The sequence below is a fragment of the Marinilactibacillus sp. Marseille-P9653 genome (assembly GCF_916618885.1).
GTDB lineage: Bacteria > Bacillota > Bacilli > Lactobacillales > Carnobacteriaceae_A > Marinilactibacillus.
The window spans coordinates 1,201,918-1,224,047 of the sequence record NZ_CAKAKH010000001.1 but is presented as its reverse complement, the minus strand read 5'-3'; the positions used below and the strand labels follow the sequence as shown (position 1 = coordinate 1,224,047).

The following is a 22,130-nucleotide window of genomic DNA, read 5'->3' as shown; positions in this document are numbered from 1 at the left end:
TTATCGGGTCTTTATGTTGACTAAAGTTCTTTATAGATGTTCACAATATTCTCTGCAGTGAATCCGTAAGATTCCACTACTTTTGTGCCTTCTCCACTTTGACCAAAGCGGTCTATGGTTAAGCTTGTTCCTTGTGTTCCTGTATAGCGATCCCAGCCAAATGGTGAGCCCATTTCAATTGCTACTCTTTTCGTGACAGCTGCTGGAAGAACGGAATCTTTGTACGCTTGATCTTGTTTTTCAAACAGATCCATACTTGGCATCGAAACGACGGATACATCTGTACCAGATTCTTTTAATTGTTTTTGAGCTTCAATTGCGAGTGCTACTTCCGATCCAGTCGCAATCAAAATCCCTTCTTGCGTTTCATCCACAGATGGCGAAATCACATACGCACCTTTGCGCACATTCTCTCTTGCATGCGTTTCTGTACCAGGTAAAACGGGTAAGTCTTGTCGAGTCAAAACGAGCATCGTCGGTGTTTTTGTAGATTCAACGGCTAATTCCCAAGCGGCAACAACCTCGTTCCCATCTGCTGGACGGATAACAGATACATTGTGCATACCTCGGAAACTCGACAATTGTTCCACCGGTTCATGCGTTGGGCCATCTTCTCCAACCGCAATCGAATCATGTGTCATCACATAAATAGCTGGAATTTCGGATAGTGCAGCTAAACGAACAGCTGGGCGCAAGTAATCTGAAAATACAAAGAATGTACTGACATAAGACTGCGTTCCTCCGTGTAGTAAAATGCCATTTAAGGCAGCGGCCATAGCGAACTCTCTCACACCATACCAAATATTACGTCCATCATATTGATCCGCTGAAAAGTCAACTTGACCATCGATCATGGATTTGTTTGATCCAGACAAGTCGGCAGATCCACCCCAGAAAGTCGGTACGGCTCCGGCAATTGCGTTCAGTACTTCTCCACTCGATACGCGCGTTGCTTTTGTCCCGTTTTCTTCCGTGTAAACCGGTAACTGGTTTTGCCAGCCTTCAGGTAGTTGTCCATCCATCATAGCTTGGAAATCTTCTGATAACTCCGGATAGGCGTTTTTGTAGTCTTCCACTAATTGCTTCCAATCAGATTCTGCTTTTTGACCCTCTTTGATCATCGTTTCATTGAATCGTTCTTGAACGGGTTCAGGAACATAAAAGTCTTCCCCTTCCCACAAGTAAGCTTTCTTAGAAGCTAAAATCCCTTCAGCTCCAAGTGGCGCTCCATGAACAGCCGAGGTTCCGGCATTTGGTGCACCGAATCCAATCGTTGTTTTCACTTCAATTATAGTTGGTTGATCAAGATTTGTTTTTGCTTTTTCAATCGCTTCATTAATAGTACTTAGGTCATTTCCATTTTCTACGCGAATATGTTCCCATCCGTACGCTTCAAAGCGTTTCCCAACGTTCTCTGTGAAAGCTTTCTCGATGGGTCCATCTAATTGGATATCATTTGAATCATACAAAATCACAAGCTTTCCAAGTTTCAAATGCCCTGCTAAGGAAGCCGCTTCTTGAGAAACACCTTCCTGAAGATCACCATCTCCACATAATGCATAGGTGAAATGATCCACTACATTAAACTGATCTTTATTGAAACGTGCGGCAAGATGCGCTTCTGCCATGGCAAAGCCAACGGCATTCGCAATTCCTTGTCCAAGGGGACCCGTCGTCGCTTCAACGCCATCTGTCATATGCACTTCTGGATGGCCCGGTGTTTTGCTTCCGATTTGGCGGAAATTTTTCACGTCTTCAATAGAAACATCATATCCTGAAACATGTAATAAACTATAGAGTAACGCTGATCCATGACCCGCAGAAAGAATAAAGCGATCTCGGTCGAACCATTTCGAATGTTTTGGATTGACTTTCATCTGTTTTGTCCACAAAGTATAAGCCATTGGTGCAGCCCCCATTGGCAAACCTGGATGACCAGAGTTTGCCTTTTGAACGGCATCAATACTGAGTGTTCTTAATGTGTTTACAGCTAATTCATCTATTTTGTCAAACAATTATTTTACCTCCAAGGCCTTATTTACTAAATGATTTCTCTGTCATTTCTTCGTAATCTTTGACCATCGTTTCCCAAGACGAATCAATGTCTTCTGTTAGGCCGAATAAACCGCTTCTTCCAACGATATAAATATCTGGTCCAGCTGCATCGATTTTCTTGAATGTCTTGCGATTGGATGATCCATCCATTTCAATCTGGTAGTTATAGCCTTTTTCTTCTCTTAACGCTCTTAGAGCAACAATTTTATCTAATGTGTTATCGATGAATCGTTGTCCGGCAAATCCTGGATCGACGGTCATAATCGTGATTTTATCCAACAAATCGATATACGGGAAAATCGTTTCGATGGGTGTTTCTGGATTTAATACGACACCGGCTTTTAACCCAGCGTTATGAATATCATCGATCAATCTGAAGGCTAAGCCATCCAATACTTCTGCATGCATACAGATCCATTCACATTTCAAGTCAATCAATTGCGGTACCCAGAAACTTGGTTCAGTTACCATCAAGTGTACTGACATCGGTAAGTCGCTGATTTTACGCACTTCTTCAATAAACCATGGCGATAGTGTGATGTTCGGAACATAGTGTCCATCCATAATATCAATATGATAAGAATCCGCGTGATCATTTAAAAACGTGATTTGTTCTTTGAATTTATCTAAATCCATTGTCATCAGTGAGGGTGAAATTTCTACATTATTCATTTTAAAACCATCCTTCTTCAATCTTTTTTAGCTAATTTGAATATCGCCTAAGTCGATATCTTCTTCTTCAGCGTCTAGTTGCGCATTGATTGATTCTTCGGTCACATTTTTCTTAACCAGCGCCAATACAACAGCTGTTACCACAATATTTGCCAGTAAGGCTAAAATGCCGGCCATGGGTCTAGACATCGTAGGAATCATTAAGACGCCACCGAACGGTACGGTCGCATCTGCACCAAGTGCCATAGATACCGCTCCCCCAACAGCGCCTCCGACTGCAGTAGCGAATACGCCACGGAAAATATCATTCATAACGATTGGGATAACGCCTTCCACGATATTAACGACACCCATCGGTACAGCTGTTTTCAACGTTTCAATTTCCACTGGAGAATAGATCGTTTTACCGAATAATTTTGCCACAAAGAATGCTAGCCCAAAACCAATAGGTGTTGCCGTATTAACCAGTTGTAGTGCCGTAATCGGTCCATTTAAGCCTTCAGCTTGTAGTGTCAAAACAAAAGCGAAAACGGTCTTGTTGATTGGACCACCATAATCGACTCCACTTAAAAGTCCAACGACTCCTCCGAAAAGTAGTAATGAAGAAGAACCTAAACCGTTCAGTAAGTTTGTTAAAGTATCTGTGAACAAGGAAATTGGCGTACCGATCACGTAAATCATGATCAAACCACCAAGGAAAGTAGATACCAATGGAATAATTAAAGTAGGCATCAATCCTTTTGCCCAAGCAGGTACTTTCAAGAATCTTAAAATACCAATTACTAAGTATCCGGCTACAAAACCACCTAAGATACCACCAATAAATCCTGCTTCAATCGATCTTGCTAGTAGACCAATGATAAAACCTGGTGCAATACCTGGCTTCTCAGCGATCGAATACGCAATTCCGGTTGAGATAACAACGGGTAACATACCCAGTCCAAGTCCACCGATAACGGCTAGTACGTCCCAGATCGAATAACTACCTGCTAGTAAATCTGTTCCTGGTTCTCCACCAAACGCCATCCCGATAGCGATCATAAATCCTGCCCCACAAACGATTGGGATCAGATAAGAAATTGCGGTTAATAAATGACCTTTTAAATTTAACTGTTTAATCTTTTGCATGATTTACCCCCATTTTTAAATGTTTATACCCTTTTTACGAAAAAGCTTGAATAACTTCCTCTGGACTCGTCGATTTCAGTAGTTCTTCTACGACTTCATCATTGCCCAGTTTGCGTGCGAATAGCGATAACAATTTCAAGTGCTGATTCGCATCTTCATTATCATTTCCAACTGCGAATAGAATAATCCCTTTAACACCGCGGTCATCTAGTGACTCCCACGGAATCTCTGTATCATTAATTCCAATCGCTACACCAATATTATCCACATGTGCACTTTTCCCATGAGGAATGGCAATAAAGTTTCCAATACCCGTTTTCCCTTCTTGTTCACGTGCGTAGACATCTTTTTTGAATCCTTCAATATCTGAAATATAGCCATTATCTAGTAACTCTTGGCATAAAGCGTTCAGTGCTTCTTCTTTTGTTTCGACCTTCATATCTGACTTGATCAGATTGACATCTAAAATCTCTTTTACTTCCATCTGCTGCATGCTCCTTTATTTTTTATTTGGCTTCAACAACTTCTGTTACTTTTTGAATCAATTTATTTGGTGATTTGACCGCCACTTCCGTTGGTACTTGTATGACTCTTTTCCCTTCGAAACGCTCTCGACCAGAAATTTTCACGTCAACGGCTAAAATTACCGCATCCGCGGCATCGATTTGTTCTTGTGATAATTTATTTTCGATCCCAATAGTTCCTTGTGTTTCAACATGAATTTCATGTCCCGCTTTTTTTGCTGCATTCTCTAGTTTTTCTTGTGCGATATATGTGTGTGCGATTCCTACTGTACAAGCTGCTACTCCAACGATTTTCATAAATAATTTCTCCTCTTAGTTTTAGTTTTTTTAAATTTCTAGTTGATCGGTTTGCATTAAATACTCTAAGAATGCATCATCCGCCAGTTTTCTTGTAAACTGACCAATGTCTCTTTTCACATCATCTGATTCATCTTTACGTAGAAGAATCATGATGACGAGTTTGACATGTTTGATTTTTTCGTCCCAGTTCATTTTGTTTTCTGGTCGAACAATAAAAATCTGGCTTTTGTCCAACACATCACTTTCTACATGTGGTAAGACGATTCCTTCAGCGATTTCTACACTACCGTTCACTTCACGCTCGGCCATCAAACTAGCCAAGTCAAGTTGTTCTCCGTCCATCAATGTATTTGATACATATTGAAACAACTCAGCCCGCGAATGAATCGGTACATCCAGCTTCACGACAAATCGGTTAGCGTCCATTGTAGATCTCCTTAATTTTGTTCTGAAGTCTATTCTTGTCATCTTCAGTGAACATAGCACTGACTAACAACGTTTTTACCGGTACATCTTCTTCAATTCTTAATGTTGTGATAATGAGTTCAGTACCAGGATAATTTTGAGAAACCTCTCTCAAATCTCGGTACGCAATAACATCAACGATTTCTAGTTCCGGGAATTTTTTATCGATTTTCACCTTCAATAATTCTGAAGTCCCAACACCGGTCGTACACATAATGATTGTTCGAATCGGTAACTGATTCGTTTCTATAATGCGCGCAAAGTATAATGTTAGAAATCCATTCTCATCGTCATTAATAGTTGGTAAAGAAAAGGTCTCACTGACTTCCTTAGAAACTTCAACGACTTCGTTGTAAATGGACTGATAGGTCAACTGTATTTGATCCAGTAAACTATTCTTGACTCTTATACCGTGTCTCAAACGATTCAGCATCGGCTTAATATGATTTGCTAAATCTAGAAAAATAGATTCGCTTTGAATGGTAATATTTAGTCGCTTACTCATTTCATTCAAGTACAGCTGTGTGAGTTCTGTAACGGCACTTGAAAAGGTTGCAATGGTCGTCGAACTGCCCATTCTTGAAGACATTAGATACTGATAAAGATAGATGATTTCTGATTCCGGTAATTCTACTGTCAAGTAATTCGATAGGTTTTGAATCGTTGACTCAGCAGCCTGATAAAGCGCTTGGTCATTTTGTTGAATTTTATTTTCAATAGATTCTGCATCCAACTCTCTAGCCGTAATATGTTTTAACCCTACTTTTCTTATTCGACTGATCAAGATATATAAATGAGAAAAAATATTGATGTCATATGGATAATGGATGGTAATATCTAGTTTCTTTTCAATCGTTTTGATTTGATCTAAAATGTAAAGAACATCGTAATGATTAAAGTTCAATTCTTTATTGTTCTTCAAATCATTCACATTCACAATGTTCATTCGCTGAATCCGGTCCGTAATGGCTCTTCGGATATCTTCTTCCTCTCCCAAAATCGAAACGGTTCTACTTTTTCTAACCAGTTTTAAATCGTATTGCTTTAAAGCATCAGCGATGATTTGTTCATCATTAAAGATCACTGTCTCACTGATAAAATAGTCAGCGTATAATTCGCTTACATTTCGAGCTTTAGGAGAATAGAGAAGCAACTCTTCCATAATTCGACCGCGACGTTCTGCCGGGGTAAAATCACTCGTGATTCGAGAGACTTCTTTGTTTGATTGAATGTATTTCTCGTAATCTAACGTGTATCCTCTCCCTTTCTCGGATAAAATGAGTTCCCCTTCTGGTGTTCCCTCATTGATGTCTTTGATTGTTCGGTATACAGTTTTTCTAGAAATAGCTAATTGACTGGCTAACTCTTCTGAAGTTGTATATCCGGGGTTCTCTGAGAGAAATAGCAACAGTTTTTGTTCACGTATTTTCTTTGAACTCACCGTTATCTCCTCCTTTGTTATCTATAGTGTACCGGACATTCAAGAAAACGCTTTACGTACAAATGTCCACTGCAACGGACAATTTTATGATAAGGCTTTCTTTTCCAACGGTCTATATCTGTCTTCTAGAAAAGCAATACCATTCTTTGAAACTAAACTCTTTCACCTAAGTCGTTCGTTTAGTTTGTATGAAAGCTGTTTTTAACTTTAGACTAAAATTGTATCGGAATCTTTTCTTATACACAATTTTAAAATTAAAGATGATTTTGTGGTTGATATTAACACAATGAATTGTAGAATCAAAAAGGGACATTTATTGATATTCGTTATTAAATAGTGTATAAATAAAGTATAGATAGCAACCGCTTTCAAATAAAGTGCCTACTATCTATTTCAAAACTTGCTACTCATTTAACTTAAAGGGAGAGATGTCTTATGAAAACGATCATGTTAGTTTGTACAGCTGGTGTAAGCACAAGTATGTTGGTATCGAATATGCAGAAAGCTGCAGAAAAAAAAGGTTTAGAAGCAGATATTTTCGCAGTATCCCCTAACGAAGCAGACGGTTACTTATCCGCTAAAGAGATCGATGTTTTACTACTCGGACCTCAGGTTAAATTTTTAAAAGATCAACTACAAGAGAAAGTTGCCAGTAAGAATGTTCCTGTTGAAATCATTGATATGCGTGACTTTGAACAGATGGATGGCGAAGCTGTACTGGATACAGCATTAGGCTTGGTGAAATAAGTTTAATAAGTAGACATTAAAAATGAAACAGTTAACTATCGAACATAAAAAGGATTCAATCACCCGATATGGATGATTGAATCCTTTTAAATTGGTTTATTTTAAATTATACCGATTTTTATACCATCACGCTCTTTTTCCCAGCGCAGAAGTATTTCTTTTTCTTGAGGATTTCTAGGACGTTTACGCCTAGAATCAGTTGAAATTTTTGAATTGATTCTTTTGGCTAACATAGACATTTCTAGTTCACTGATACTATTTTCTATAGTTTTATTGCTCGTATCAATCTTAATTTTTTTCATTTTCTAGGCCTCCTTTTATTCATTATAACACAGATTCTATCAATCTACTTATTCGCTATCCTCTATTAAACTTATAAATTCAATCAGTTCATTGATTTTCTTAATCTCACTAACTTTAATCTGCTTTAAGAATTTCACTAATTCATTGAACTCCATCGGTTCTTCTTTGGCGGGGACAAAATATTCTTCAACATCATGCTCATAATGATAGATCATATTGAACGGAAAGAGAGATATACCGTAATAACTATCTCCAGTTGCCAAGGATATAATGGTCTTATTTATAAGAGTATAGGGTATTTCTTGTTCATCGAGAAATTGAATAAACTTAAACTGCGATAACTTATTCCTGTTCACTTCCCGGGCTATTATTAGAAATTCTTTAAAATAGAGTAATGCTCTAATACGATCTTTGATTATGTCTTCAATACCGATTATAGATAACGCAAAACCATCTTGTGTATCCATTGTTTTAATATATTTTGAATTTGAATCTTTTAAAACTGAGTCGGGTATCTCTACATAAATTTTTAATTCTTCATGAATACTATCTTTTCCATGAGATATAAACCCTAAATCTTTTAGAGCAGTAGTAACTTTCTCATGACCAACACCTACGAAGTCTATATCTTGAGTAGTGTAACCTCCATCCGTATAAATCTCAACTGACAATCCTCCAACGACAATTAATTCAATTTCGTATTTCAATCTGACATATTCCGAGATGACACCTGCAGTGCGTATTTGTTTTTCTCTAAAAGGTCTATGTTTTAATGAGTTAATATTTCTTTGTAGTTTTCAAGTTCCATTAGCCGATCACCTCTAAAAAAATCCATATTTCTTAGTCTAGATCTATTCTACTACCTCTTTACCATGATAGAGGAATTCAGATCAACCAACATCACCTGATTAATACTTTTCGATCAATCCTCTATACTCTTTATCCGTTATCTTGATAACGCCTCCATGCCGTTTTCGGGTTTCTCCCATATCATATTCATCCGCTTTCAAGACGGCCATTTCAGTATTTTCTAAATCTTGAATGATAATCGGCAGATATCCTAGACCTTTATTGAACTGATCCGCAATCAGACACAACTTTCCATTTGGAAGCTGATAACATTCTGGCCCTTCCAGTCCATATAATGCATCTAAAATAGGTGTTTCAACTTTTTCAAAAGCGTCTTTTTCTAGAGATAAGCCCCCCTCCCTCATGATCGTTTTTGTGGTTTCATCTTTTGAAAATCGATAATAGATGCCGTTTTGTTCAACGATGTTAGTATCAATAATATGATTTTCTCTTTCTATGTATATTTCAGTTCTTTCTATTGTCTTGAAATCTTTTGTATAGCTTGCGTAGATCTTCTGTTTTGGAGCTGAATCACTTAATTCCTGTACCATTGAAGCAAAAAATACTAAAAAGGCTTCTTTCTTAGCATCGTAAATCGCTTCCGGCGCCCAAACACACCCAGCAGCATCTATCCCTACTTTGACTGCTCGCTCTTCTGACCATTTCAGTAAGTCTTTAATTTCCCAAACGATGATACTCTGACTACCTTCAAATTCAGCCTTTCTCCAGTCTTTTTTGGTTTCCATTTTTAAGTCTGTTGCAATCAAATAATACTTCTCCTGTTTTTCATCTTTGACGATAAAGGGATCACGAACGCCTTTTTCACCAATCTTTGATTCTAAAACAGGTTGACCTTCATTTAAATCATTCCAGTGTAAGCCATCTTCGCTGACACTAAAGAATACTTGCTCCTGATTGTTCTGTTCTCCTACAAAATGAACAAATAAATATCGATCCATGTTTAACCTCTTTTCTTATTTGAAATAATATGTATAGGATTTACAATATCATACCATGATAACCCTTTCAAAAACAATCTTTTCAATAAAACAAAAGAACACATAAGCATACTTTGTGAGTACACTTATGTGTTAATCTCTAGCAATCATTAAAACAATCCAAAGAATTTCTTTTTCGAAACACTCGTAGGCGTTGCTGGAATAATAACATCTCCATTGATCAAGTCTTTTGTGGTTTGATGGAACTCGTGCCATTTACGACGACCATAATCTTTGATGATTAAGTCATGGGCTTCTTTCATATGGAAAGCTCTGTTACCTGTGTTATGCGCATCTGATGCTACAAAGTGTACAAGATTGGCATCAATCAATTGTTTACTCAGCTTCTTGATTTCTTTACCGAATCCACCGGTGTAGCTAGCAGCAGTCAGTTGTGCTAATGCTCCGTGTTCTACCAATTCTTTCAACTTATCCGGATCTTCTAAAATCATCCGGTTTCGTTCCGGGTGAACAATGACCGGCGTTTTTCCGTTTGACTGCAAGTCATAAAATAAACGCTCTGTATAGGTTGGAATCGAAGAAGTCGGAAATTCAATCAGCATGTATTGTTGCAGTTCATCCGTGAATAATAACTGATCTTTTTCAACATCATCCAAGATATCACCATAAATACGAATTTCTTGTCCAGGGAACAACGTCAATGGTATACCTTCACGGTCAATCTCTTCTTGTAATTCTTTGACCATTTTCAATACTTTACTCTTTTCATTCATCCAGTCGCGGTTCATGTGATGAGGTGTTGCCAGTAAGTGAGTGATTCCCTCTTCAACAGCTAAACGGGCCATATCCAGAGACTCTTCTATGTTTTTAGCTCCATCATCTATTCCAGGTAAAATGTGGCTGTGTAAATCAATCATCTAATCACTTCTTTCTAAAGTTAGATTACCTATAAGTATAGTAAACAATACCTGTTTAAGTATAGTTTACTATACTCTTATCAAATTAAGAAAAGATTAACGCTTAAATGAATTCACTTCATTTTTAAATCTGTTCGTCATGAATCTCTTTCATCACGTCTTCAACTTCTACTAACCGGTCAAATGTTTTTAATTTGATATTGGTTTTCTTACAAAAATCTTCAATAATCCATTCAATACTATTTTTTCTTACTATAACTTCTTTTGGTTTTCCTTTAGAACAGATATCCATTAAACTTTTCTGTACAATTTGCTTCGTTTCGCTTGCATTGGAAAACGGTTTGACGTCTAAAACCAGTCCACTACTTCTTTCAATCCCAATAACTAACATCGGATAAAAAGGTCTTTCATGAGGATGTTCTTGGATCACTGATTTTGTGTAGGCAACGTCCATTACAATTGTGTTTTTAGCCTTCGGCGCTCGCTTGATTCTATGAATGGCAATTTCATTTCTGAATAGCTCTTTTTCTTTAACTTCTTTGATTTGTTCCCATTCAAGTAAATTGTGTTCCTTAGTGATCCATTGGTTTTCTTCTTGTTGACGACCCATTACGTGACCACTTGTAACACTTGGTAACGGTTGACCTTCAGACTCATTGAGTACGGTTAATAGCTGCTCAATCACATCAGTCGTCCACTGTGCTTCTTCGTCTGAAAGAATCCCCCATGGAATAAATCCAGGTGTATGTTTCATCACTTCAGGAATCAGTGAACCGTTCGACTGCAATCGATCCATTTTTTCCAGACGATCTGCATTATCTTGATCCAAGTCTTCTTCCTGGTCCAAGAATGAAATAATAATACCGTCTTGCTTCGTGTGCGACAGATAATCCGGAAGATCATTTTCTTGATCATAGATGGTATATAAGCTATTTAATCCGGCACGACCGGTAAACAAACCAATCCCTTTGAAGCTACCATCATTCCCCATAATCGTACAGTATGTCCACTCTTTGGTTTCTGGATGTTGTACCGCAATCCATTCATAATCCGAGTAACTTTCCCACGGCTTCACTTTAGATACTTGATCGATTTCATCATAAAGCTTACTCCAGTGGTCCTGTGAAGGATCGTTTAGCGCCGGAATCCATTGCTCGTTGAACTTGTCACTAAAATCACTAAAGGTATGATTATTAGAGCGTTCTACCCAGGCATCGAACCAGTTTTCTAGTGGTATTGAAACTTCACCGTCTTTAATGCGAGGCACTTCGCTCAATTCTTCAGATAAAGCAGCTGTATCAATCTCACTCACATTCAACTCTTTGATACGCACATTAGTATCGCTTGTAACGGCGCTCAATGGTCCGAGTTTCGCACGACTGATGGATTTTGTTACTGTAGGGTTGTCAACACTTCTTAAATAGGTTTGAATCTCTGCGTCTTCGAAATGTTGTTTTTGCATCATTGTTTGTAGTTGCTTTTTAAACAGATCAAAACTATCTAAAACGTCTTCTAAAGACAGTGGTCCAATGATGACCGGTAATTGCGTAAGATCGTTTACGAAGTTTACAATATAGTCTTCTTCTACTTCAATCATTGAAGCATGCCAGTCAAAAAGCTCGTTCAGTATTGTTGTATCTGTTTCAACCGGTTCAATTGAAAAACCATCTTTGCCGCTTAATTTTGCACTCTTTTTAAGTGTTGCTAATAATTTATTTGTTCCGTGAAATCTCATGTACTGCCATCCTTTTCCAGTTAAATCAATTGTACATCGTTCATTCTAGTCTGCGTGACTATTCGAACATACTGCACGATTTTTCTATTTTTCTCTAGAATCTTTCTATTCCTTAGTTTACACTAGTATAAAGCCTGTTACAAAACAAAATTGCAATCTTCTAACCGACTATTTAAGTTTAGAAAGGACATCAAAAAATGATCGACCCCTCTTTGGATATACTGACCGTTTCAGAGTTGTCTTCTATAAAAACACTGACGATTCAATCTGTTCTGGATGATTTCAAACTGAAAGCGACTCCTCATAATCCAAATCTTAAAAGTCTGTTAATGTGTTACCGAAAAGAAGCTTTAATAAAATTAGCTGATCTGAATTTCGTTGAGGTAAAGAAAAGCTGGACGAAAAACCAAATTACCGATACTTTATCGAATCACATTGTACATTCAATCGAAGATCGTTTGCTTTCTTTTCAAAAAGAATCACTCGAAGCCTTCGTTAAATTTGCTCATCGCGACCCTTCTATTATATCTTAAGGTACGAAGGCCAATCAGCTATTCTTTATCACCGTCTTTCCTATAGCAGTGCAACTTGGACTTATGTATGTACACGAAGAGAAAAATTATATTAATATTGCCATCCCTACAGAGGTTATGTCCGTCATCAACTCCGAATCTTATCTTGAAAATAAAGCACTAACACAAACCATTGCTTCAATTAAAAATGTCATTAAAGCCGGTGTGCATCTATACGGAATCGTCAGTTATCAGACTTTCGTCCATTTATATAGGATAGAACATCCTGAGTTAGAGTTAAATCACTTAACTTTAAATAAACTACTCTCCTACTTTTCAACGATTTCAATCGGTCTAGACTTTTATATACTAGATTTTTTAAGAATCGCAAGTAGGCGCTTCGAAAATATACAACATGCAAAGCTGTATGCTGATACTTTAGGCTTTGTTTCTTATAATAATCAATTTCACCCTACGGTCAAGGAACTGTCTTTTTACGCCAATAATGATTTTGACCATCGACTTGCTCCTTACAAAAAATTGATTAAGATTATCAAAAACTGTTCTTATGATCCAGGTTATGTTATGGAAACAATTGAAAAACATGCCCTGATGGGATCTAAAATGTCTATCTTAATGGACGAATTAAACGAAGATGACAGTCTAATCATTCATTCTGAAAAAGAAGGCAAAACCATTTTCAAATTCTATCATGATTTACTTGGTCACACCAGACAATGGAAACAAAATGGATTCACCGTGAAAGAATGTTCTATTAGACGAAAAACGCTTGATCCTGTTCTGAGTAAGAATTCTCTGCATCAAGAACCAGGAGTCCCCCCAGTATTACCTTTGTTTTCAGATACTCAAGAAACTACGCCCCGTCAAACAGTGAAAGTTGGTCGTAATGAACCTTGTCCTTGTGGTAGTGGATTGAAATACAAAAAATGCTGCGGCAGATGATAACTTAGGTAATCTATAGTCTACATTAAATATTATAGAACCGTAAAAAAGACCACCCTCGCCCTATAAAGTATAGGGAAAAGATAGCCTTAATAGTTTCTGCTTTTCTAATATTATAATCAAAGCAGGCTGCTTTATTTTTTATATTTAATCGTACTCATTTAAAAGATAAGCTTTTACAAGTTGGAATTGTTTAACTGTTCTGCCTGATTAAAACATGTATTGGTTAAACATATACTCATTAAACATATATGGTAACATGTCGATCATCATTTCCATTCCAATTCTTACAATGATAGCCAGTATAATCAAAACTACAGCATTCGCTAACACAGTAACGTAAAAGTTATCTAGCTTAGAATTATTTTGACCATTTAATAAATACATGTTAAAAGCAATTATGTTTACGATTCCTATTAAGATCGAACCAATTAAGATAATCGATATCATTGCTATAGGAGAAATTAGTGAACTAACTAGTATAATTGATAGTAAAACGATATTTAAAGATTGCAATCCTCCATATTGAGAAGCAACGACATTAAATGGTGCATTAACTTTCTGGACCAAGTTCTTGAAAACAAATAATATCCCAATTTCAGCTATACTGATAAAAAGTTGCACAAAAAATAATCTGAAGAATATACCAAATCCTGTTTCTGAACCAGGTATACTCGCTAATATAGAAACGAAAACTAAACTATTTAAAACCGCGAGTAAAATAAATTGTATCCATCCATTTGTTCTGTCAGTAACTGCAAAACTGGTAGAAGGTTTTTTCAGGGTCATCATTAAGTAGCTCCAGTAACCCTGAGCAATTTTGCTATACTCTACAGATTTGACTGCTTCTGTGATATTAGATTGTACTGCTTGGAATGCTTCAGAAGTATTGCTTTCTGTTTGTTCAGTGCTATTCGTATTTTCAGGAGTAACTGTATTAGTTACTTGAACATGTTCTGTAGTCTCAACTGCATTAAAAGCTACACCACAATTCGTACAGAACTTTGCATCTTCATTCATCATTTGACCACAATCGTTACATTTTTTCATTTTAACTCTCCTCTATTCCTATGAAAATAATTTTGGACTTTTTTCGCATAATACAAATGTAAACAATAACGTATCGACCTAATTTTCTATTATCATAAATAATAGAAACCCCTCAATTATACTAGTTAATTATTACTATCATAAATCATCTCTTCGTTTGCGAACCCATTTATAAACAACTCTTCGTCTGAATAGTTCCAGTTATTTCTTATAGCCTTATCTGATATAAGAGAGACATTATAAGTAAACGTCCGTATACGGTTATCTGGCGCGTTGTAGTCATTAGCTTCAGTACCTTGGAAATATGACGTATAATCAACTTCTAAATCTGCTGAATATTCCTTTAGTCCTGTTTGTTCGAAATTACTTACAGTAACATCATAATTCACGCTCATTACTTGTTCATCATCTCGTTGTCTTTCTGCATATTCAAGATAAAAGGGTCTTAGTTCATCATATGCCACGCCTTCATAGAAGTATTCTCCGTAAGCTTTTTCATCTTCCGTTAAACTATATTGGTATTCACTCGTTAAGGAAGATAAAGTATCATACATTCCTTGAAGCGCGTACTGAGCATCATCTTCTGTCATAGCATCCGCAAAGTCTAGTTGATAATAGGTATAATCATTGTCACTTAATTCAATAGATTCAGTTTTCAACTCTCCAAAATCTTTTTCCTGTCTTAATTCCAGGTTTCCACCGTTTAAACTTCCAAAAGGTCCAAATTCCCCTGATCCACCACTTAGTTGACCAACATTCTTGTCATTCAAATAAACTGAAGCATCGTTTATATTACTACTTACTTCAAAATAAACACCTTGGATAGGTAAGGATACATATGGATCATGTTGTCCTGGCCAAACATTCATCGTTTCCTCTGTCACCATTTCTTGACCATCTAGTTCTGTCTTTGCATAAAATGTATGCATTCCAGGCATCACAGTTTTAATGTCGACTGAGTAGTCATCTTTATCAGCAGTAGCTACTTCTTCTTCTTCGATAAATAATTTAGTGTTGGCAAGGTTAGTTGTTAAGGTAACCATCGCCGGTAATAATTCCAATTCGTAACGATCAAAGAACACAAAGTTTGACCCATTTTTCTTTAATAAAAGCGTATCGGTAGATCTTGAAGAAATCAATTCATATCTAATGGTACCCCAGTCCGCATCATATAATATAGAGTCCACATAAGGTGCAATTGTATCTTCTGAAATTTCAAAATTTTCATTAGAAGTAGTCAGTACAGCAGCAATTTCACTATAATTTCTTGATTGAAGTGTCTCAATATATCTATCAATTTGGTTATTCAAGCTATAGTATTCTTTCCCTTTTTGATAACCAAATACACTCCCAGTAATCAATAAAACTATAATAACAAGACCAGCAATGATTGGTTTAGGCACGGGGTTATGATTATTTGGCTTGGTTAGCGTATTTTGCTTGTTTTTCTGTAAAGGTTCTTGATTATGAGCAGTCACATTTGTCTGATCAGTTTTATCTAAACCAGAAGTTGATTCCGATGACTTGTTCTCTATCTCCACTGGTTTCACTTTCGCTCCACATTTTTCACAGAATTTTTGATTTCCCTCAAGTTTATGTCCACAATTTTCACAAAATTTCATTATATGCTCCTATCTATTATATTGTTCAACAGTTCCATCGAAACCTTCTTAAAATAATATTTTTCGCGGTATTCATTATTATTGTCATCTTCATTTTTTTGATATTTACTTTGTAGTCTTCCTAACTATAATAATCTTCTTCAGAAGATTGCCATTGTCCAAGCGAAGCCTTCAACACGGTGGAGAAGAACACACGTCCTATGAATAATATAGCCGTAGCTGCATTTAACAATGCCATTTTTTTATTGGAAGATATGTATCGCTTTATAATATTTACGTCATCTTTTTTCGTTTCTGATGTTTGTAGGTGTAGCCTTCACTATTGCTGACCTTTTAAATATTTACATATTTAAGACCACAAAAAAATTCTAATTCTCAACTGGATTTTTCGTCCCCCACTTTCTACAAAACTCTTTTTTCATGTTCTATTTCCTCTTTCGATTATTTTCGTTAAACCTTCTTCGTTGTCCTCCAACAACTTATCTTTATTCCTCCTATACTGTTATTTACTAATGCTTAGAAGACTGTTTACAACGAAGCCTCATATTGACCAAGGCAAAATATTCCATTCTACCATTTTAATGATGCACGGCATCCACCCTACTATCGGCTTAATTTATATAATATTAATATTCAACTAAAAAAGAATTGAATTTAAAAGATCCCTTTCATATAAATGTAATATCAACTTTTAGTATTTATAAACTGAATTTGAATAAAAATTTCCGATGCAGAAATAAATATATAAACGTTAAGAAGACTGATTTAAGAAATTAATAAATTTTTCTTGAATCAGTCTTCTTATTTTATTCATTTCGATTTATGTTCTTAATCTATATTACAGGCAATTAGACCTATTCTTATTCATTATTATGATTCCCATAAACTGTATCATCATCTATTAGATCATCCCAATCTCCGCCAGATATCGTCCAAATCTCACCATAACTCCAGTACTGCATAGTCCCTCCACCTAAATCTTTCTCGTAGGTGAATTCTCCTGTTTTTACCCAACCATCGGATGTACTTGGTGGCGTAAGTTTAGAAGTATAATTTTCATGTTCTTCTAACTGTGTTTCTATTCTAGATGAAACTGAAACAGGACCTCCCAAAATTGTGATATTTTTGAATCTGCTTGAGTATAAATACTCTTTTTGCTCATAACTTAACTGAGGGTTTCTGGTTAATAAAATTCCAGTAGATTGTCTTGAAGCCACTGTAGATCCTGTTAAAGCATCTGCAAAACTCATTCCTGTAGCTACAATTAAATTGCCGTTTCGACTACCAAAGTATTCGAGTACTTTTAAATTTGTCTGAAATCGATTTGCACCCGCTATACGAGTTGGAGTGTTTAACTGCTTCTCTACATTTTTTGATACAGCTGTTTCGCCACCAATAATATATGTCTTGTAATATTTTTTTAGACTTTTTTCGTTCGGTAACTTATCTGGTCTAGTGAGGTATATCGGCATATTTTCCCATGTAGCAAAAGGAGCTATGGATAGTGCATCAGCAAAGTTATATCCATCTACTACTACCGCTGTCGAACCATTGCTATTAGCATCAATTCGATCTGCTATAATTTGTGATGTTTCAAAACGTGTTTCTCCTGCCAATCGCTCAATACTTAATCCAAGATTCTTCAATTCATTTTCAATTGACTTAGAAATAGCCGCTTCTCCACCTAAAATGACTGCTTTTTTAGCACCTAATCTTGTGATTTCTTTCGTTGTTTCAGCTCTTAGACTATTTCCATGAGCTAATAAAATAGGTGCCTCACTTTGGTAAGCTAATGGGCCACCAGATAAAGCATCAGCGAAATTCATTGCGTTTGCAATAAAAACGGTTTGAGCTCTATCATATACATTTTGACTTATATTTGTAGCTGTTTGGTACCGTGTCTCACCGCTTATTCTAGTAACTGAAACTTCTGAGGCAATTACATTTTGCTCTTGAGAAATTGTAGAAACAGCGCCTAAAGATAAAGCTGCAATAGATATGTACTTCACTAGTCTTTTATTCATTCTATTCCTCCATCAATATAAAGTTTTAAATATTATTATAATCGGTAGAAACTTCCATTAGTTAAGATATTTATTAAGCAAAAACTTTCGCAAATAAAAAAGAACGCTCTCTTACTGGTTGAGTGTTCTACATACTAATAAAAATTATCGACTACTGTCAGCACCGTTAGAATAACTACCCTAAAGAGAGGTACGCTTCCCCCGTCATTATGTACACATAGTGTCTCTAGTTCCTATTGGGTTTTACCATAACCTTTTATTTTCAAATATTGATTAAACACCGCACCAGTTAACTTGCCGTTTGGTACCGTATGTCCTTTGTAGTATGAACAAACATAAAACCAACATTATCTACGCTTTTTTTAATTTAGTTTGACTAATACGAGTACCTTTTTCCTACCAAGTTTCTCCGCTAATTTAAACGATTTAAGTTTATTCGGTCATTATCTTTTAATTTTGGCTCATGCTCAATTCCTGTAACGGTTTTCAAGACGATTAAATTTAAGTATTTCACAATGTTTTACGTCTGCATTCTCCTCTATTTTCAATCTTGTTGTGTGTGGCAGAATAAATATGTAGAATAGTGCAGGAAAAAATCCATAACTCGGGCCAAATAAAATAGCCCATTGCTTCCACCCATACCATTCGCCTAAAATGGAGTTTGACTAAGAACTTCAGAAAGGCGTGGTAAAGGATGCTCACAATGGACCAAATCTATTCTATCAAAAAAATGAGAAATGAAGAAGGCTATTCTTTAAATAAAATTGTCACGGAAACAGGTTATGATTGGCGCACAGTCAGAAAATACGCAGATCACGATGTTCTTCCGAAAGAAAAAAACAATAGAAAACGTGGAATGATGTATACGAAAGGGTTTGGAGGACAAACCTTTGGAGAAATCGTTGATCATCTATTATTCGAAGATAGTAAAGAAAAGAAAAAAGATAGACGATTGAATAAAGGAATCCACCGGATTCTAAAGGAAAAGTACAAGTTTGAAGGTAGTTATCGTCTCGTCTGTCAGTATATTAAAGATACTCACAATGAAGTAAAAGAATATAAACAGTACGAACGCTTGGAACACCCACCAGGTGAAGGTCAGCTTGATTTCGGGAATTACCGCGTATCATACAAAGGTAAAATTAAGAACATCAAACTACTCGTTCTTACCTTCCCTTATTCTAATAGAGCCTTTGCGGTAGCTCTTCCTAGAGAAAATAAAGAGTGTTTCTTAAGTGGTCTAAAGTCTTTATTTGAACGAGCTGGAGCGGTTCCTAAAACACTTCGGATAGATAATCTGGCCGCAGCGGTTGTCCAATCTCGAGGAAGAGGAAAAGAAGCCATCTTCACGGATGACTTCAATCAATTCTCTACCCATTATCGCTTTGAACCCATTGCCTGTAATCCTTTTTCTGGACACGAAAAAGGATCTGTAGAAAACAAGGTCGGTTATATAAGGTATAACTTTTTTGATGATATTCCTGATTTTCTATCTTACGTACCCTTCAATGGTTGGTTGAATCAAAAACTTGAAGAAGATAGTGCGCGCATGCACTATCAAGAGAACTTTTTGATTAGTGAGTTATGGGAAGAAGAACGAACGCAGTTACTTGCTTTACCTGAAACAGCTTATCCCGTATTTAAATACAAAGAAGTCAAAACAAATAAATACGGAGAAATCAGATTAGATGATCAATCTATTCATATACCAAGAATCGGGCGTAACCGAAAGGTTATCTTACAACTGTTCTGGGACCAATTCAAATGTGTTGATCGAATGGGAGAGATTATTTTTTTAGGACCCCGTCCTTATATGGAAGAATCTCAAGAAATTGATTGGATTGAACTTTTCAAAACCTATCGCCAGAAGCCGAGATTAATTATCCATTCTAAGTATCAAAAGTTTATCCCTCAAAAAATCAAAAGCTATCTGTTAGAGACCAGCTTAAATGAAAGAAAGACGCGTACAGAACAAATGCTTTCCTTACTTGAGCTTTATTCCCTATCCGAGATTGAAGAAAAATTTGTGGAGGTCGTTCTACAAGCAACAGAATACGTTGAAAAAGACGAGTCCTCTTCTCTCATGATCTACGATGCTTTGTCTCCGAAAGTGAGGGCCAAATGATGGAAAACGAATTGAAACAACTGTGTAAACGTATACGCCTTGCGTACGTTTATGATTACGTTACTGAAGAAAATAGATCAGAAGGTTTTTACGAAGAGCTATTGAACTGCTTGAAGTATGAACAGCGAGAACGGGAATATGCAAAAGCCGATCGGCTTATTCATAAAGCAGGATTCAAATCAACTAAACCCATCAGTCAATATGAATGGCATGACCAGATAGGGATTCCGTCCTCAACGAGTCGTGAGGAGCTCGTTACCCTAGATTTTTTACACCGTAGAGAAAACTTGATTTTAGTAGGAACTCCAGGGACAGGAAAAACAACGCTAGCTACAGCGCTCGGCATTGAAGCTTGTCGAAATGGAAAAGATGTTCAGTTTTATCGTGTAATGGATTTAGTCGATAAATTACAAAAAGCGTCCCATCGAGGGACGCTAGCACGAACAAGGAAAACAATCCTCAAATGTGACCTACTCATTTTAGATGAACTAGGCTACTTACCTTTTGATAAAGAAGGCGCAGAGTTACTATTTCATTTAATATCGGATTTTTACGAAGAGAAAAGTTTGATTATTACAACGAACTTGGAATTTAGTTCTTGGAGTAAAGTGTTTCAAGATTCAAGATTGACTAGCGCACTAGTGGATCGTTTGATTCATCATGCCCATATCTTTACTTTTGCGGGCACCAGTTATCGGTATACCAATGCTTTATCTCAATTAAGAAATTAACTAAATGGGAACTGCAAAGTTATGGATAAAGTTTCTGCACTTTTATGGATTCTATTCTTGCAAAATACAGACGTCAACAAGCTATACTTGATCGACTTCTCCATCGAGTAGAAGTTATACAAATGAATGAAGAGAGTTACAGAATGAAACACCGAGAAAATATCTTTGACTAAACAGGTGCAGAAACTTATCTAGCAATAACTGCAGAAAACTAACAAGCAGAAATTGTTGTTTTCTACTTGACGTCAACAGTACCAAGCTATTCATCGCTTACTGACAGTTACATAGTAAGCGATGAATAGCTTGGTACCTGTGAAACCTAACGGCCTCCTGTTAAACTTAAGATATCTTAAGTACGCAGGAGGTTTTTAATTTGGAAAAGAGTAAACAGTCTATCGTTCCTGTAATATTACAGGACAATCAAACCCATCGTCGAACTGTGGAGAACTCCTCAGCACAAAAAGTAGTGGCCCATTTGAAAAATGGTCAAACAGAGCTGTTTATATATGAAGGGATCAAACCCTCGACGCTGAGAGTTCTCCTTTCGGAGATGACGATCAATGAAGCTCGTTAATTTTACTCAAGTAGAGAATATTTTTATTGTGTGCGGGAAGACGGATATGCGACGCCAAATTGATGGCTTAGCCGCAACAATCACTGAAGAATATGATATGGATGTTTACAACGACGCTCTCTTTCTCTTCTGTGGTGGAAATAAAGATCGGTTTAAAGCTCTTTATTGGGAAGGCGACGGCTTCCTGCTCTTATATAAACGTCTAGAGAATGGTAAATTGAATTGGCCGCGTAACCAGAACGAGGTTCAACAATTGACGACACAACAGTTACGTTGGCTCTTAGAAGGACTATCAATTAACCAAAAAGTCTCTGTTAAACCTGCGGTTAAAGGGAGTATAGCCTGAAGTAGGAGAGAGAAATTGATAAATAAATCAATGACTCTCTCGTTTTCTTTTCCTTATTATAGTAAAATTTAAGTACTATTTATGTGAG

Annotated in this window: 23 protein-coding genes; 8 read left to right on the top strand and 15 right to left on the bottom strand. The window is 36.6% G+C overall.

What is annotated here, in order from left to right; genetic code table 11:
• Positions 1–20: 20 nt before the first annotated feature.
• The 7 genes from tkt to LG377_RS05990 are packed head-to-tail and all read right to left on the bottom strand — an operon-like array spanning position 21 to position 6,585.
• A complete protein-coding gene (tkt, locus tag LG377_RS06020) occupies positions 21–2,015 on the bottom strand; it encodes a transketolase (RefSeq protein ID WP_225743776.1) in 1,995 nt (664 codons plus the stop codon).
• 19 nt (positions 2,016–2,034) lie between these two features.
• Positions 2,035–2,727 carry a D-allulose 6-phosphate 3-epimerase gene (gene alsE / locus LG377_RS06015; RefSeq protein WP_225743775.1) on the bottom strand — a complete coding sequence of 231 codons (693 nt, stop codon included), beginning with the start codon at positions 2,725–2,727 and terminating at the stop codon, positions 2,035–2,037.
• A gap of 27 nt (positions 2,728–2,754) precedes the next feature.
• Positions 2,755–3,855, bottom strand: coding sequence for a PTS fructose transporter subunit IIC (locus tag LG377_RS06010; RefSeq protein ID WP_225743774.1), 1,101 nt, complete (start codon positions 3,853–3,855; stop codon positions 2,755–2,757).
• 34 nt (positions 3,856–3,889) lie between these two features.
• On the bottom strand, positions 3,890–4,339 hold the full coding sequence (locus LG377_RS06005; protein ID WP_225743773.1) for a PTS sugar transporter subunit IIA: 450 nt from the start codon (positions 4,337–4,339) through the stop codon (positions 3,890–3,892).
• Positions 4,340–4,361: 22 nt separating this feature from the next.
• Complete coding sequence (locus LG377_RS06000; RefSeq protein WP_225743772.1) at positions 4,362–4,676, bottom strand: PTS fructose transporter subunit IIB; 315 nt, start codon at positions 4,674–4,676, stop codon at positions 4,362–4,364.
• A 30-nt stretch (positions 4,677–4,706) separates the two neighbouring features.
• Positions 4,707–5,105 carry a PTS sugar transporter subunit IIA gene (locus LG377_RS05995; RefSeq protein ID WP_225743771.1) on the bottom strand — a complete coding sequence of 133 codons (399 nt, stop codon included), beginning with the start codon at positions 5,103–5,105 and terminating at the stop codon, positions 4,707–4,709.
• A complete protein-coding gene (locus LG377_RS05990; protein ID WP_225743770.1) occupies positions 5,095–6,585 on the bottom strand; it encodes a PRD domain-containing protein in 1,491 nt (496 codons plus the stop codon). The genes LG377_RS05995 and LG377_RS05990 overlap by 11 nt, the downstream gene beginning before the upstream one ends.
• A gap of 435 nt (positions 6,586–7,020) precedes the next feature.
• Here LG377_RS05990 and LG377_RS05985 point away from each other — a divergent pair, with 435 nt between their 5' ends.
• On the top strand, positions 7,021–7,332 hold the full coding sequence (locus LG377_RS05985) for a PTS sugar transporter subunit IIB (RefSeq protein WP_225743769.1): 312 nt from the start codon (positions 7,021–7,023) through the stop codon (positions 7,330–7,332).
• A gap of 101 nt (positions 7,333–7,433) precedes the next feature.
• Here LG377_RS05985 and LG377_RS05980 read toward each other — a convergent pair whose 3' ends face one another.
• From LG377_RS05980 to LG377_RS05960, 5 genes are all read right to left on the bottom strand, one after another.
• On the bottom strand, positions 7,434–7,634 hold the full coding sequence (locus LG377_RS05980) for a hypothetical protein (protein ID WP_225743768.1): 201 nt from the start codon (positions 7,632–7,634) through the stop codon (positions 7,434–7,436).
• A 48-nt stretch (positions 7,635–7,682) separates the two neighbouring features.
• Positions 7,683–8,342 carry a hypothetical protein gene (locus LG377_RS05975; RefSeq protein WP_225743767.1) on the bottom strand — a complete coding sequence of 220 codons (660 nt, stop codon included), beginning with the start codon at positions 8,340–8,342 and terminating at the stop codon, positions 7,683–7,685.
• A gap of 201 nt (positions 8,343–8,543) precedes the next feature.
• The gene (locus LG377_RS05970) at positions 8,544–9,443 is read right to left on the bottom strand and encodes a glycoside hydrolase family 43 protein (protein WP_225743766.1); all 900 of its coding nucleotides are present in this window, start codon (positions 9,441–9,443) and stop codon (positions 8,544–8,546) included.
• Positions 9,444–9,592: 149 nt separating this feature from the next.
• Positions 9,593–10,360, bottom strand: a complete 768-nt coding sequence (locus tag LG377_RS05965; protein WP_225743765.1) for a tyrosine-protein phosphatase — start codon at positions 10,358–10,360, stop codon at positions 9,593–9,595.
• A gap of 124 nt (positions 10,361–10,484) precedes the next feature.
• On the bottom strand, positions 10,485–12,095 hold the full coding sequence (locus LG377_RS05960) for a hypothetical protein (protein WP_225743764.1): 1,611 nt from the start codon (positions 12,093–12,095) through the stop codon (positions 10,485–10,487).
• 197 nt (positions 12,096–12,292) lie between these two features.
• Between LG377_RS05960 and LG377_RS05955 the strand changes: the two genes are divergently transcribed.
• Together LG377_RS05955 and LG377_RS05950 are read left to right on the top strand one after the other, a co-directional pair.
• A complete protein-coding gene (locus LG377_RS05955) occupies positions 12,293–12,628 on the top strand; it encodes a hypothetical protein (RefSeq protein ID WP_225743763.1) in 336 nt (111 codons plus the stop codon).
• 63 nt (positions 12,629–12,691) lie between these two features.
• Positions 12,692–13,570 (top strand): YecA family protein, encoded by an 879-nt coding sequence (locus LG377_RS05950; protein WP_225743762.1) that lies wholly within the window; start codon positions 12,692–12,694, stop codon positions 13,568–13,570.
• Between the two features lie 210 nt (positions 13,571–13,780).
• On the opposite strand, the gene LG377_RS05945 is transcribed toward LG377_RS05950, so the two are convergent.
• The 3 genes from LG377_RS05945 to LG377_RS05935 all read right to left on the bottom strand — a co-directional run bounded on the left by LG377_RS05945 (position 13,781) and on the right by LG377_RS05935 (position 18,266).
• On the bottom strand, positions 13,781–14,620 hold the full coding sequence (locus LG377_RS05945; RefSeq protein WP_225743761.1) for a zinc ribbon domain-containing protein: 840 nt from the start codon (positions 14,618–14,620) through the stop codon (positions 13,781–13,783).
• A gap of 125 nt (positions 14,621–14,745) precedes the next feature.
• The gene (locus LG377_RS05940; RefSeq protein ID WP_225743760.1) at positions 14,746–16,242 is read right to left on the bottom strand and encodes a zinc ribbon domain-containing protein; all 1,497 of its coding nucleotides are present in this window, start codon (positions 16,240–16,242) and stop codon (positions 14,746–14,748) included.
• A gap of 860 nt (positions 16,243–17,102) precedes the next feature.
• On the bottom strand, positions 17,103–18,266 hold the full coding sequence (locus LG377_RS05935) for a cell wall-binding repeat-containing protein (RefSeq protein ID WP_225743759.1): 1,164 nt from the start codon (positions 18,264–18,266) through the stop codon (positions 17,103–17,105).
• A 703-nt stretch (positions 18,267–18,969) separates the two neighbouring features.
• Between LG377_RS05935 and istA the strand changes: the two genes are divergently transcribed.
• The 5 genes from istA to tnpB all read left to right on the top strand — a co-directional run bounded on the left by istA (position 18,970) and on the right by tnpB (position 22,042).
• Positions 18,970–20,391 (top strand): IS21 family transposase, encoded by a 1,422-nt coding sequence (gene istA / locus LG377_RS05930; protein WP_225743758.1) that lies wholly within the window; start codon positions 18,970–18,972, stop codon positions 20,389–20,391.
• Positions 20,388–21,122, top strand: a complete 735-nt coding sequence (istB, locus tag LG377_RS05925; protein WP_225743757.1) for an IS21-like element helper ATPase IstB — start codon at positions 20,388–20,390, stop codon at positions 21,120–21,122. The genes istA and istB overlap by 4 nt, the downstream gene beginning before the upstream one ends.
• Before the next feature lie 44 nt (positions 21,123–21,166).
• On the top strand, positions 21,167–21,295 hold the full coding sequence (locus LG377_RS05920) for an ATP-binding protein (RefSeq protein ID WP_305067552.1): 129 nt from the start codon (positions 21,167–21,169) through the stop codon (positions 21,293–21,295).
• A gap of 200 nt (positions 21,296–21,495) precedes the next feature.
• Positions 21,496–21,696 (top strand): hypothetical protein, encoded by a 201-nt coding sequence (locus tag LG377_RS05915; protein ID WP_225743756.1) that lies wholly within the window; start codon positions 21,496–21,498, stop codon positions 21,694–21,696.
• A complete protein-coding gene (tnpB, locus tag LG377_RS05910; protein ID WP_225743755.1) occupies positions 21,683–22,042 on the top strand; it encodes an IS66 family insertion sequence element accessory protein TnpB in 360 nt (119 codons plus the stop codon). The genes LG377_RS05915 and tnpB overlap by 14 nt, the downstream gene beginning before the upstream one ends.
• The last annotated feature ends 88 nt before the right edge of the window (positions 22,043–22,130 follow it).

Coding starts and splice junctions, on each gene's coding strand:
- istA (WP_225743758.1), top strand. CDS start 18,970: ATGGACCAAATCTATTCTATCAAAAAAATGAGAAATGAAGAAGGCTAT.
- LG377_RS05980 (WP_225743768.1), bottom strand. CDS start 7,634: ATGAAAAAAATTAAGATTGATACGAGCAATAAAACTATAGAAAATAGT.
- LG377_RS05940 (WP_225743760.1), bottom strand. CDS start 16,242: ATGAAATTTTGTGAAAATTGTGGACATAAACTTGAGGGAAATCAAAAA.
- alsE (WP_225743775.1), bottom strand. CDS start 2,727: ATGAATAATGTAGAAATTTCACCCTCACTGATGACAATGGATTTAGAT.
- LG377_RS06000 (WP_225743772.1), bottom strand. CDS start 4,676: ATGAAAATCGTTGGAGTAGCAGCTTGTACAGTAGGAATCGCACACACA.
- LG377_RS05955 (WP_225743763.1), top strand. CDS start 12,293: ATGATCGACCCCTCTTTGGATATACTGACCGTTTCAGAGTTGTCTTCT.
- istB (WP_225743757.1), top strand. CDS start 20,388: ATGATGGAAAACGAATTGAAACAACTGTGTAAACGTATACGCCTTGCG.
- LG377_RS05970 (WP_225743766.1), bottom strand. CDS start 9,443: ATGGATCGATATTTATTTGTTCATTTTGTAGGAGAACAGAACAATCAG.
- LG377_RS06005 (WP_225743773.1), bottom strand. CDS start 4,339: ATGGAAGTAAAAGAGATTTTAGATGTCAATCTGATCAAGTCAGATATG.
- LG377_RS05965 (WP_225743765.1), bottom strand. CDS start 10,360: ATGATTGATTTACACAGCCACATTTTACCTGGAATAGATGATGGAGCT.
- LG377_RS05935 (WP_225743759.1), bottom strand. CDS start 18,266: ATGAATAAAAGACTAGTGAAGTACATATCTATTGCAGCTTTATCTTTA.
- LG377_RS05920 (WP_305067552.1), top strand. CDS start 21,167: ATGGATTCTATTCTTGCAAAATACAGACGTCAACAAGCTATACTTGAT.
- LG377_RS05995 (WP_225743771.1), bottom strand. CDS start 5,105: ATGGACGCTAACCGATTTGTCGTGAAGCTGGATGTACCGATTCATTCG.
- LG377_RS05960 (WP_225743764.1), bottom strand. CDS start 12,095: ATGAGATTTCACGGAACAAATAAATTATTAGCAACACTTAAAAAGAGT.
- tnpB (WP_225743755.1), top strand. CDS start 21,683: ATGAAGCTCGTTAATTTTACTCAAGTAGAGAATATTTTTATTGTGTGC.
- LG377_RS05950 (WP_225743762.1), top strand. CDS start 12,692: ATGTATGTACACGAAGAGAAAAATTATATTAATATTGCCATCCCTACA.
- LG377_RS05945 (WP_225743761.1), bottom strand. CDS start 14,620: ATGAAAAAATGTAACGATTGTGGTCAAATGATGAATGAAGATGCAAAG.
- LG377_RS05985 (WP_225743769.1), top strand. CDS start 7,021: ATGAAAACGATCATGTTAGTTTGTACAGCTGGTGTAAGCACAAGTATG.
- LG377_RS06010 (WP_225743774.1), bottom strand. CDS start 3,855: ATGCAAAAGATTAAACAGTTAAATTTAAAAGGTCATTTATTAACCGCA.